10 protein-coding genes, 2 tRNA genes and 1 pseudogene are annotated in these 11,228 nt (G+C 56.3%); 7 read left to right on the top strand and 6 right to left on the bottom strand.

Features of this window, described 5'->3' with window-relative positions; translation table 11 throughout:
- A pseudogene (locus WA354_RS10405) lies at positions 1 to 407 on the top strand (aminotransferase class V-fold PLP-dependent enzyme); the annotation flags it as partial.
- Between the two features lie 149 nt (positions 408 to 556).
- Here the strand turns inward: WA354_RS10405 and WA354_RS10400 are convergent.
- The gene (locus tag WA354_RS10400; RefSeq protein ID WP_472812939.1) at positions 557 to 1,477 is read right to left on the bottom strand and encodes a hypothetical protein; all 921 of its coding nucleotides are present in this window, start codon (positions 1,475 to 1,477) and stop codon (positions 557 to 559) included.
- Between the two features lie 87 nt (positions 1,478 to 1,564).
- Here WA354_RS10400 and WA354_RS10395 point away from each other — a divergent pair, with 87 nt between their 5' ends.
- The 4 genes from WA354_RS10395 to WA354_RS10380 all read left to right on the top strand — a co-directional run bounded on the left by WA354_RS10395 (position 1,565) and on the right by WA354_RS10380 (position 4,215).
- Positions 1,565 to 3,139: an FAD-dependent monooxygenase gene (locus WA354_RS10395; protein WP_472812938.1), complete on the top strand. Its 1,575-nt coding sequence runs from the start codon at positions 1,565 to 1,567 to the stop codon at positions 3,137 to 3,139.
- A 120-nt stretch (positions 3,140 to 3,259) separates the two neighbouring features.
- The gene (locus tag WA354_RS10390; protein ID WP_472812940.1) at positions 3,260 to 3,913 is read left to right on the top strand and encodes an ABC transporter ATP-binding protein; all 654 of its coding nucleotides are present in this window, start codon (positions 3,260 to 3,262) and stop codon (positions 3,911 to 3,913) included.
- Between the two features lie 80 nt (positions 3,914 to 3,993).
- Positions 3,994 to 4,068: transfer RNA gene (locus tag WA354_RS10385), tRNA-Gly, on the top strand.
- A gap of 72 nt (positions 4,069 to 4,140) precedes the next feature.
- Positions 4,141 to 4,215: transfer RNA gene (locus tag WA354_RS10380), tRNA-Cys, on the top strand.
- Positions 4,216 to 4,560: 345 nt separating this feature from the next.
- On the opposite strand, the gene WA354_RS10375 is transcribed toward WA354_RS10380, so the two are convergent.
- Positions 4,561 to 4,881, bottom strand: coding sequence for a hypothetical protein (locus tag WA354_RS10375; RefSeq protein WP_472812937.1), 321 nt, complete (start codon positions 4,879 to 4,881; stop codon positions 4,561 to 4,563).
- Between the two features lie 1,016 nt (positions 4,882 to 5,897).
- Between WA354_RS10375 and WA354_RS10370 the strand changes: the two genes are divergently transcribed.
- Positions 5,898 to 6,992, top strand: a complete 1,095-nt coding sequence (locus WA354_RS10370) for a tyrosine-type recombinase/integrase (RefSeq protein ID WP_472812936.1) — start codon at positions 5,898 to 5,900, stop codon at positions 6,990 to 6,992.
- 170 nt (positions 6,993 to 7,162) lie between these two features.
- On the top strand, positions 7,163 to 7,720 hold the full coding sequence (locus WA354_RS10365) for a hypothetical protein (RefSeq protein WP_472812935.1): 558 nt from the start codon (positions 7,163 to 7,165) through the stop codon (positions 7,718 to 7,720).
- A gap of 344 nt (positions 7,721 to 8,064) precedes the next feature.
- On the opposite strand, the gene WA354_RS10360 is transcribed toward WA354_RS10365, so the two are convergent.
- The 4 genes from WA354_RS10360 to WA354_RS10345 form a co-directional block, all read right to left on the bottom strand.
- On the bottom strand, positions 8,065 to 8,286 hold the full coding sequence (locus WA354_RS10360) for a hypothetical protein (RefSeq protein WP_472812934.1): 222 nt from the start codon (positions 8,284 to 8,286) through the stop codon (positions 8,065 to 8,067).
- Between the two features lie 81 nt (positions 8,287 to 8,367).
- Positions 8,368 to 9,165: a response regulator transcription factor gene (locus WA354_RS10355; RefSeq protein ID WP_472812933.1), complete on the bottom strand. Its 798-nt coding sequence runs from the start codon at positions 9,163 to 9,165 to the stop codon at positions 8,368 to 8,370.
- 379 nt (positions 9,166 to 9,544) lie between these two features.
- The gene (locus WA354_RS10350) at positions 9,545 to 10,279 is read right to left on the bottom strand and encodes a response regulator transcription factor (protein WP_472812932.1); all 735 of its coding nucleotides are present in this window, start codon (positions 10,277 to 10,279) and stop codon (positions 9,545 to 9,547) included.
- Positions 10,280 to 10,587: 308 nt separating this feature from the next.
- A partial coding sequence (locus WA354_RS10345) for an NAD-dependent epimerase/dehydratase family protein (RefSeq protein ID WP_472812931.1) occupies positions 10,588 to 11,228 on the bottom strand: 641 nt, incomplete at its 5' end.

Genomic DNA, 11,228 nt, shown 5'->3' with positions numbered 1-11,228 from the left:
ACCCGCACAGCGCCGACATCCGCAAATTCGAAACCCTCGGCACGCGCAGCTTCCCCATCGAGCAGGGCATCGGCGAAGCCATCAATTTTCACGAAGGCATCGGCTCGGCTCGCAAAGAGGAGCGCATCCGGTATTTGAAAAACTACTGGGCCACCCGCGTGCAGCAGACGAAAAAAATAAAGCTCCACACCTCGCTCAACGCGAAATACTCCTGCGCCATCTGCGGTGTAAGCATCGATGGCATGACGCCCGGAGAGCTCGACAGCGCGCTCTTCAACCAGTACAAGATCCATACCGTAGGCATCGTCTGGGAGAACATAAGCTGCGTCCGCGTAACCCCCCACGTGTATACAACGATCCCCGACCTCGACAAGCTCGTGGGCGCCATCAACACCCTCGCAGCGTGATGGGAAACAGCGCTGAAAAGGGGCAGCTCTCAGCCGGAAAAACTCTTTCGAATCCCAGCCTTGTTTTAGTCCTGCCCTGATCGAAGACCCGGCTCGGACCTTTCTGCATCGCATTGTTCCTGGCGAGGAAGAATCGGCCTCCACAGAATTTACATATTTGCGTGGCCGGAGCGCATTGACTCGTTGAACTGCGGCTTGGTGAAGTTTAGGGCTGCGTCGCGGGCTGCTTCATACTCGGCGGCACGGGCCATGAGCTGAGGAGCTGCCGCTGCGTATTCTCCGTCGAGCGTCATCATGCCTTCGCCGGCTTCGTGTCCGGCCATACGCAACAGATCCTGTTCCGTTGTGTTCAGATATTGGGCGTCTCTCGGATCGGATATCCATACAGGCTTGCTGTCGCCCAGAACTCCGGAAAGCCAGTAGACCTTGCTGAGCAGGTAGCGTAGGCGCTCGTTATCATCGGTCTCAGTGAAGAGAAACTTCTTTTGCCAGCGGCTGTAGAAACGCGTGGTCACGGGGACGGGCTGGCGATTGCCAGATTTGAGGAACTCGAGCTGGCCAAAGTCGACGGTTTTGCGGATGGCGTTGTAGACGAAGGACTCGGCGTAGGGCTGCTCCATCGCGGGGACGATCTCGGCAAAGGTTACGGTGACGGATGCGGCGACCTTGGCGTGCAGGTTGTGGGTGCCGCCGTCGGCGAGGCTAATTTCACCGTGAACAATATAAGTATCCGAGCCGGACGTGGAGCGATGGAAGGGCCACTGGAATTTGGCAAAGGCAAGTGGCAGTCCACCGAGGGTGACGTAGCACTCGGGCCGCGGATTGCGCAGGCGCTTGGCTTCCGAGGCAAGGTGGGCCGTCATCTGTGGCAGCAGGTCGGCCTTGTCGAACTCAAAAGCCTCACTCAATTCGAGTTGCAGGCGGCGGTCATCCAGGCTGGGAAGGCCAAGTTGGAAGATCTGTGTGGGCTGACCGTTGAGGTCGGCAGCCTCGGAGGCGGAGACAAGCCTGAGTCCTGCCGTGTTGGCGGCCGTTTCAATTGAACTGAGAAGATTGGCTTTCGGTGTCATGAATGGGACCTGCTGTTTGATCGTTGCATCCCTAGTTTAGAGCATCAGAACCGCGGATCTGGCGATTCCCGGATGTAACCGGAGGCGATGCCGCCACGCAAAGGAGTTGTGCATCGTAGAGAGGTAGGAGCTGACTGCATGGTGAACAACACGGTTTTCATTGCTGGCGCCGGGCCGACCGGCATGACGGCTGCGATTGAATTGAAGCGCATGGGGATGGACGTGCGCATTGTCGACAAGTCCAACCATTTGGCACAGCACTCGCAAGCGCTGGTGGTGCAGGCTCGCACGCTGGAACAGTTTCAAAGATATGGGCTTGCGGACGCGGCAATTTCGCACGGACGCAAGCTGCACGAGGCGAAGTTCTACAGCGAAGGTAAGCTCATTGTTGACTTCAAGCTGGACCACGTGGAGAGCCCTTATCCATTTGCGCTGTTTATTCCGCAGTCTACGACTGAGTTGCTGCTGAACGGTTACATGGAATCGCTGGGAGTGAAGACGGAGCGCGAAGTTGAGTTGATTTTGCTCACGCAGGCGCCTGAGCTTCGCGCCACGCTGCGACACGCGAACGGCCAAACAGAAGAGGTGTCCCCGCGTTGGCTGATCGGTTGCGATGGCGCACACAGTACGGTTCGCGAGAAGACTGGAACGCCGTTCGAAGGCGGCAGGGTGGGCATATCGTTCTTCCTCGCGGATGCGGAGCTTGCAGGAGCGGATGTGCCGCAACATGAGCTGTCGCTGCACCTGAGGCATGGGGATTTAGTTTTTCTGGCGAGGCTGACGGACAGGATTGTTCGATTGATTGTGGCTCTGCATGAGCAGCCGAAGATCGACGATCGAGAACTGACGGTCGAGGACTTGCAGGGGATGGTCGATCGTGTTGGGGTGCGAATCCAGATTCGTTCTGCGGAATGGATGACACCGTTTCACGTCACCGATCGGCAGGCGAAGCACTACCGGATCGGAAACGTTTTTCTGGCGGGCGATGCTTCGCATATTCACTCGCCGGTTGGCGGCCAGGGAATGAACACGGGAATCCAGGATGTGGCTAACCTGGCGTGGAAGCTTGCGGCAGTTGCGCACGGGGCAGACGATGTTTTGCTGGACAGCTATGAGAAGGAGCGAGGAGAAGTTGGCAAGGCACTGCTGCGATTTACGGAGCGTGGCTTGAAGATTGCGACGGTTGCGAATCCGGTTATCGAGAAAGTACGCGATACGCTTGCACCGATCATTGCGTTGTTGCCGCCGGTGCAAAGGAATGCGTTGGGCTTCATATCGGAGACAGCAATTGAATATCGTTCGTCTCCGATTGTTGCGGATTATGGAGGGGACGGACACATGCGAGCCGGCGATCGCCTGCCGGACCTGCCATTGCGGAATCGAATCGTGAGATCAAGGCTGCTGGAGGATTGGACGGCGCCGAAACATCGCGTGTTTGGATTGAATCTTGATAAAGACGATATCGAAACCATGAAGCGCGACCTGCACGACGCCGAGGTCGTCCCCGTCGCTACCTCAGATTTCTACGATGAAGGAAGGCGACTGCTCGGTGATGATGGCAAAATCTTTGTCCTGCGGCCTGATGGATACGTGGGGTTCCGGGCGCGGATGGGATTTCAGGTAGAACTGATGAACTATGCGCGCCTGAACGCGTTTGCTTGATCGAAGCGCCAGGTCGTCCAACCGCATGCGACAGTTACAATAAATGCTGTGCAGGCAGACGCTTCGATTCCTATCATTCTTGCCGAAAATCTGAGCAAGGTTTACGCCTCGGGGCGGATCATGGTCGCGGCCGTGCGGGCAGTTTCATTTGAAGTGAAGCGCGGCGAATTTGTGGCGATTGTGGGGCCTTCAGGGTCAGGGAAATCGACACTGTTTTACCTGCTGGGGGGACTTACAAGAGCGAGCGAAGGCAAGGTCGTGATCGATGGAGTGGATTTTGCGAGCCTGAGCGATGCAGACCGGACCCGCCTTCGGAAGCATCGGATCGGTTTTGTATTTCAGAAGTTCAACCTGCTTCCGACTCTTTCGGCAATGGCCAATATCGAAATCGCATACACCGTGAGCGGCCGCAAGGAGCCGATGGATCGCAAGTACCTAGAGCATTTGAGCGATCTTCTTTCGATCCGCGGACGGTTGGAGCACCGGCCTTCTGAATTGAGCGGGGGCGAGCAGCAACGGGTCGCGATCGCGCGAGCGTTGATTACGCGGCCGTCGATTGTGCTGGCTGATGAGCCGACGGGAAACCTGGACACGAAGAACTCGGATGCGGTGTTGAAGATGCTTTTGAGATCGAATCGCGAATTAGGGCAGACGACCCTCATGATTACGCACAATCCTGAGGCGGCGGCGATCGCGAGTCGCATCCTGCATATGCGGGATGGGGAAATCATCAAAGTCGAGAATGGATCGGATTACCACGAAAGCCAGGCGTGACACAAGAAGCGGGCCACAAGGATGCAGTTTCAGCGGTTTGACCCGCTTTCTCCCGCCCGGTATACTCAACTTTGCAGTAAGCGGGAGTAGCTCAGTGGTAGAGCATCGCCTTGCCAAGGCGAGGGTCGCGAGTTCAAATCTCGTCTCCCGCTCCAAATCGCCCTCCGGCGCCTGCCGGGTTGGCTACGGCGATATGGAGCGCTGAAAATAAAGACAGCCCTGCCAAAGGCGCGGTACCCAAGTGGTAAGGGAGAGGTCTGCAAAACCTTTATGCGCCGGTTCGATCCCGGCCCGCGCCTCCAAACTTTCCTAAGTAAATCCAATCTTTCAAGCGAGTTAGGCCCCGCTTCGCTTTTCGTTCCCGTTCGCTCCAAAACGGCCGAAATTGGCCCGATTTGAGCACAAAAGGGGACAAAAAGGGGACAAAAACCGCGTTCAGTTTTAGGGGCACGAATGGGGCCCGGCGTGAGGGCCAACGATTCTAAAGTGAGTCTAGCGTGGGACTTCTCCATTCTTGGCGATTCAAGACACCTCGGAGCTTTTGGGCAGCCGTGGTCGATGTAATCGCAAAACCTCAGTTTGAGATCCCCCTATACTCATTTGAAGTCGAAGGCCAGGAGCGAACAGGCCGCAGCGTAAAAGCACTTTCAACCATAGATTTGTTCCATGAGGCTTTCGCGCTTTGGGGTTTCCTGTTGCTTCTGATTTCCAGCTTTCTCAGTCCGGCGCTTTGGCATTGTTGGAGATTTCGCAACCTTTCGGGGCTTCTTCGAGGTCTTGGCTGACGCGGTCTTGTCGAAGAAAGTCAGCTGAATTGGCCCAAAGAGTTTGTCATTCGCTTGGCGCAGAATCTGCGTGGTTTCGCTGACCCGCCTGCCTTGAGCCCATGGCGGTAGACCCTCGTAGAGCCGATCGGAAGCTGCGCAGAGAATCGTGTCCAAAACACGGATTCCGCGTGCGGTACGCATGAGGGTGCGTTCTCTTTGGTCTCCAGTAACCCTCGAAATTGTCACCAGGTCACTCTTCTTTAGCAAGGTGCAAGCCTTGCTAACCTCGTAGTCACTCAGACCGGTTTCAGCTCGCAACGTCGAGACCAGGAATCCCCCCTGTCGCCAAGACTCATTTACTGTTCTCTCCAAGATGTAGAGGGCCAGGTGAGTAAGCCCTTGTCTGCGGAGTTCCGGAAGGGTTATTAGAAGAAACAGGCCGCCACTGGGCGCCATTGCCCTAACCAATCTCTCTTGCCTTTTCATGACAATTCCTGCTTCTTTGCAAGTATTGTATTCCTCAAGAATTGGGTTTAACTACTTGAATTTCAGCACTATCCATTGCGCTTTATCCGCCCGCCGCTAAGGATTTCCAGAAATATCCTTCGCTGATCATGTTTCGAGCCTTCGTGTGCGGATCAACATCATGTGATCTTTGGGTGATCAGGAACGCTGCGTCGGCATGGCGGTCTGGGCCGATTGTTGCGCACGGAGGCATCGGTAGATGTGAGAAGTCGCGCAGTAAGGAAATCGCACAGAATTCCCTGCTTTTGGCTGCGGACGAAATGTGTGGAAGATCGACACAGAACCACCAACTGCAATCGGCGGTCGTCCAGCCTTGGACAAGCCGCCGGCGAAAGGACAACAAATGACTCGGTATTCAACGGAGGCTTGCAAAGGTTCGCGAGCACGGGTCGGCGATCTCGTTACCGGGACTCTGGGACCCCGGAAGATCAACAGGTGCGAAGCAATTCGACGCTATGCGACGGGTACAGCCGCATGCAGGGCTTAGGGAAGGCCTTCAGTGTTGAAATATTCGCGAGACAACATGATGTCTCCGGAACAGGTGGCGGCGAATTTCGGCCTCTCTGTCGCCACTCTAGCGGACTGGCGTTCGCAAAAGCGCGGGCCGAGTTACATCAAGACCGGCGGCCACATCTGGTATCCGGAAGAATTTGTGGATTTGTGGGCAGAATCGCAGATCGTGAGGACAAGCAATGCCTTTGAGGGAAAGAAGCGGCAAGTGGCACTTCCGGTTCCGTCTCGACGGGAAAAGGTACGAGGGAACTACCGGTTTGGCCGCCACGTCACGAAACGAGAGAAAAGCGCAGGAGATGGAACTGGACTACCGGCGAGCCCTGGAGGAGGGCCGACGTCCCACCCGGAAAGTGCAGGTCCGCGAGTTCAATGACGCGGTCGAAGACTTCCTGGAATGGGCCAAGGCGCACTACCGGGAGCACCCGAACAGCTACAAGCGGATCAAAACCAGTCTCGCCAGCGCGAAGGAGTTCTTCACCAACACTCCGGTCAGTCTCATCGACGAGGCGAAGGTGGAAGAGTACAAGACGTGGCGGATTAACGAGCACGAGGTCAGGGACATTACGATCCGCCATGACCTGCACGCGCTGAGCACGTTTTTTCGCTATGCGATTCGGCAGCGATGGACCCGGGAGAACCCGATCTCGGATGTGGACATTCCATCGGATGCGGATGCCGTACGAATGCACATCATCACCCCGGCTGAAGAGAAGATTTACTTTCAGCGGGCAGCGAAGTTCCCCGATCTCTACGATGTCGGGCGCGTGATGCTCAACCAGGGGATGAGACCGGAAGAAGTCGCGTCTCTTGCCAAAGTCGATCTGGACCTCGAGCGCGGCGAGCTACACGTCAGGCAAGGCAAGTCAGTTGCATCGAGGAGAACGCTGGATATGACCTCCGAGACTCGACTGATCCTGGGGAAGCGAATGGCCGGCAAGTCAGACTGGTTGTTCCCCTCAAAGCGGAGAAAGGGCCAACACATTGGCCGATTGAACTCAGCGCACGATCGGCTAGTGAAGAAGGCCGCAAAGGAGGGCGTAACGGTCAACTGGGTGCTTTACGACTTACGGCATTCCTTTGCTACCACCGCTGCACAGGGTGGTGTTGATCTGCCCACTCTGGCGGCGATTTTGGGCCACGGATCGTTGCGAACAGTGCAGAAGTACGTACACCCCACGGCAGGACACAAGAAGGCTGCCATGGTGCTCTACGAAGAGATTCAGCGAAAGGCAGCCGCGAAGGCGGAACAGGAGGGAAAGATATGGAGCAATTGATTTCTCATGGAGGAATCTCGTCCGGCACCGTAGCGAGATCTGACAATTTGTCAGATCTCTCTGCGAAATTGAAGCAGGTTGAGGAAACTTACATCAAGATTGTCAGCGCAGAGTTGGCGCAAGCCAGGAACTCTGTCGTGGGAGCCCTGCCCGGATTCAAGATGAATCGCATGAACTTCGGGCGTATTCTCCGGGCCTACAAGGTGCACCACAAAGCTGAGCGAGGTTGGACTGCGGCCCTGAAAGTCATCGCCGACGCCCTGCAGTGCGACGAAAGGACGGTGTACCGGATCATTGAGGACTATGAGCGGGCGTCTCAGCTCCCCGAGATCATTCTCGCGGTTATGGCGGAGCAGAAGATCGATCCGGCCGCGGCCAAGAACGCTCCTGTCATCGAGAAGCTCCTGGAGATGCCGAAGCCGACCACGAGAGTGGAGGCGGCGGATGCAGTTGCTGCCGTCGTCAAGGACCATCACGAGCGAAAGGGGTTGCGGCGAACCAGACAGACAGCATCGAAATTCGTCACAATTAGCCTTGAGGCGTTTGCCGAGCGGATTGTAAGGCAGTTCGAGGAGCGCTACCGGTCGATAGTGCCCGAAGAGCGGGACGCCGAAGTCCGGTATGTGTTGGAGAAGGTGGCCAACACGCTTGGGGTGAACGTCACTGAACTGCGCCAGTCTAATGGGCCGGCGCGGGTGCCGAAGCCAGTTCAGGCGGAAGCGGCATGAGCCTGGAATCCCCGGCAATAAGCTGGACCGATGGCACGCTGAATAACCTCCAAGCCTGAGGGACTTCGCACTCGACAAGGCCAGAGACGATCACCAGCCATCGGGTGAGCGTTCGGCTTTGCGACCGCGCTTCGTCTGGGTGTAAATGGCCGCGTGTATGAACGTGCTCAAATCCCTTTGCAGCCCTTTTGGAACGGCCCCCTCACCGATTCGAGTCACCACTGCACATCCTGCGTGCGCAGCCTGAGATCGCAGTTCTCAAACTGGAGTTCACTTGAGCAATCTGGACTCTCAACACACCCCTTGAACACAGCCTTAAGGTCGCAAGTCGGAAAATAGTGTACCTACCAATCTCCCACTACACCGCCACCACCAAAACCGCCACCATTGGATCTGCTCGAGTCGCCGCTGCTGGCGGAGCCTCCGCCGCGGGAGTCGCCACTGCCGCCGAATCCTCCACCCCCGATCATGGTCCCGCCACCACAACTCCCTCTGGCTGTCGGCAAGGGTGGCTCGTCGGTCAGCGTGATGTGCGTATAGGCGTCGAGAATACAATATCTTCGCAACGTATCTCCGTGCACGGTTGACGGCGATCACGCACCTGCACTCAATTTGCGAGACTGGATTGGAACGCCGTGGCAGAGTCCTTAAAATGTCTCGGGCAACTGCCTGACGGCGCGGCTGCCGTATAGTCTTTGCCTCGAATGCTCGGTGGGGTTGAACACCGATGCGCTGACTACGGGTTTTCGGATCTCCCGCCGAGCTTCCTCAGCGAAGCGGTTTGAGCTGTTCACACGGTAGAGGGCGAGTTCAACGCGCGAAGACACTCCGAGCTTGTCGAAGATCCGAAACAGATTGTTTCTCACCGTATGCTCGCTGAGGTGCAGTTCGCTGGCGATCTGGCGGTTGGTGAAACCCTCTTCAATGAGCTGGACAACTTGCTCTTCCCGCTTCGTGAGGAGTCGAATACCATCGGGGTTCAGCATGCGGAGCGGGGCTTGTCGCGAGAAAACTTCAAGAACTTGGAGAAGTTGGGAGTTGTTCGCCCAGACCTGGCCCTCGTTTACCTTCTCAATGCATCGGCAAAGACTCTTGAATCCGTCGATCGCTGGAAAGAATACTCCCCTGGCACCGGCGCGAAAGGCAGAGACGATGAGATCGGCTTCTGTACGCTGAAGCAGAACGACGGCCTTGAGGCTGGGCCGAGCCGCCTGAATCCTTGGCAAAGCAGCGAGAGCGCTATGAGGGCCGTCCGCAAGTGTCGTACTGACCAGGACAATGTCGACGTTGATTGATCGAACTACCAGGATCGCCTCATCGACCGAAGCTGCATGAGCAACCACGCGAAAGCCCGCTCGGCGGTTGAGCGACTCCGAATACAAGTCGCCGGCCATGGACGAGCCGCTCACAACGAGAATAGAGATGCTCAGTTCGTTTTCAGCCATCGCCCCTGCGCGTGTCCGGGCACCGATCATAGCCTGGCTAGAAATCGAACCCACAAATACAAACGTCAACTTACCGCCCTAGCGCTGTACCGCGGGCTCCTGCAAGCAATGTCGTGCCGAGAGTGTGAAGCGATCATAAACCTAATCGGGCCGAGATTTCATGAGAATGTTGATAAATCTGCTCATGTCGAAGCCGGAGGTCCAGTCGAGAGGAATTGAGCTTTATAAGTGGGATGTTACTCATTAATGAGCACTCGAAAGGCTCGCCACCTCGGGGATGCATGTCGGCCCACTCGTAGCAGCCCTACATGCTATTTGCCGAGTATGCGGAGACTATTAGGGGTGAGGTGGTCGGATCCCTATCTGGATCGAGCGACCTTCAACTATTCTCCACGAGACCTTCGGCTTCCTCTTCCCGGCTCGTTAAGTCGGGCGGCGGGACTGCCGGTCTGGAACGATTGACTGCATACAGGGCGAGTTCCACCCGTGTCGACACTCCGAGCTTGTCGAAGATCCGAAACAGATTGTTTCTAATTGTGTGTTCGCTAAGGCGGAGTTCGCTAGCGATCTGCCGGTTGGTGAGGCCCTCTTCTACGAGACCGACAACGTCTTCCTCACGTTTGGTGAGCAAGCGAGCCCCATCGGCGTTGAGCACGCGGAGCGGCGCGTGCTGGGAGAGGGCATGAAGTACCTCGACGAGCTGCGCGCTATTGGCCCACACCTCGCCGGCGTGAACCTTCTCCACGCATTTGCGAAGCATGTCGACTCCAGCATCCGAGAGAGAAAGCACACCCTTGGCGCCGGCGCGGAATGCGGCCTCGATCAGATGCTCCTCCGAATGCTCGAAGAGGAGTACGGACTTGACGCAGGGAAAGGCTTCCTGGATTTTTTGGAGTAAAAGAAGCCCGCCGACGGGGCCGTCAGACAGTGCTGTCGTCACGAGGACGAAATTGACGCCCTTGGTTCGAATAGCTTCAAGAGCATCTTTTCCGGAGGTCGCCCTGGCCACGACGCGAAAGTCATCTTGCAGTTGGAGCGCCTGCGAGATCAGCTCCGTGGACATGGCTCGACCAGAGGCCACAAGAATTGAAGCCGTGCGTATCCCAGGGCTCATTGCGCTCACTTACACGCAATTCGCACCCTCAGCGCCGGCGACCCTGAAGTGCGCACATGGGGGGATGAACTGTACGTGACAGGTACTGCGTGCCTGCAACTGTATGAGAACGAGTTGCGACTATTTTAGAGTTACTGTACAAAGAATAGTCCTCCGCAGGCGCAAGGGAATGCCACAAAAGATTTAGATAGAGTAACCTCTAGTCACTTGGGTAAGTTACCAATCACGTGATGTGGAGCACATTTCAGTGAATCATTCGCCAACTTGCGGTCGCAATCGAGGGTTTTCGTGAATTGGATGATAGAGCGTCACGATAATACTGAAACATTAACCTGGGCTTCAATCCATGGATATGTCTTCTTTAGTCCGTCCCGTAAACAGGTCGTTGGCTCCCAGCCGAGCTTCTCTCGAATGAGTTTGTTATCGGAGTTACGTCCGCGAACTCCGAGCGGCCCTGGAATTTGCTTGATTGAGAGCTTTTTTCCTGCAATCTCCATGATCATCTTCGCCATTTGATTGATGGTGACCATCTCCTCCGAGCCGATGTTTACCGGTCCGGGGAAATCCGAGATCATCAGACGACGCACCGCCTCGACGCATTCGTCGATGTACAGAAATGAACGCGTCTGTTCGCCATCGCCCCAAACCTCAATTTCGCCGCCGTCGGGCGCAGCGGCAACTTTTCGGCAAAGAGCCGCGGGTGCTTTTTCTCGTCCCCCCTCCCAGGTCCCCTCTGGACCGAAGATGTTGTGGAATCGCGCTACGCGGACATCTAAACCATGATTGCGCGAAAACGCGGCATAGAGACGCTCACTAAACAGTTTTTCCCACCCGTACTCGCTATCCGGGGCCGCCGGATACGCCGTTGACTCTCCACACTTGGGATTCTTGTCGTCCATTTGGTTATAGGCGGGATAAATGCAGGCTGACGAGGAATAGAACACCTTAC

Origin of the sequence: Occallatibacter sp., from assembly GCF_049802275.1 — a bacterium.
Classification (GTDB): Bacteria; Acidobacteriota; Terriglobia; order Terriglobales; family Acidobacteriaceae; genus Telmatobacter.
Note: the sequence above shows the minus strand (reverse complement) of the source record. Positions and strands in the feature narration are given on the sequence as shown.

What these genes read in the sequence shown, in the direction of transcription:
- WA354_RS10400 (WP_472812939.1), bottom strand. Translation starts at nt 1,477, where the DNA reads ATGACACCGAAAGCCAATCTTCTCAGTTCAATTGAAACGGCCGCCAAC.
- WA354_RS10395 (WP_472812938.1), top strand. Translation starts at nt 1,565, where the DNA reads ATGCCGCCACGCAAAGGAGTTGTGCATCGTAGAGAGGTAGGAGCTGAC.
- WA354_RS10390 (WP_472812940.1), top strand. Translation starts at nt 3,260, where the DNA reads ATGGTCGCGGCCGTGCGGGCAGTTTCATTTGAAGTGAAGCGCGGCGAA.
- WA354_RS10375 (WP_472812937.1), bottom strand. Translation starts at nt 4,881, where the DNA reads ATGCGTACCGCACGCGGAATCCGTGTTTTGGACACGATTCTCTGCGCA.
- WA354_RS10370 (WP_472812936.1), top strand. Translation starts at nt 5,898, where the DNA reads ATGCCTTTGAGGGAAAGAAGCGGCAAGTGGCACTTCCGGTTCCGTCTC.
- WA354_RS10365 (WP_472812935.1), top strand. Translation starts at nt 7,163, where the DNA reads ATGAACTTCGGGCGTATTCTCCGGGCCTACAAGGTGCACCACAAAGCT.
- WA354_RS10355 (WP_472812933.1), bottom strand. Translation starts at nt 9,165, where the DNA reads ATGGCTGAAAACGAACTGAGCATCTCTATTCTCGTTGTGAGCGGCTCG.
- WA354_RS10350 (WP_472812932.1), bottom strand. Translation starts at nt 10,279, where the DNA reads ATGAGCCCTGGGATACGCACGGCTTCAATTCTTGTGGCCTCTGGTCGA.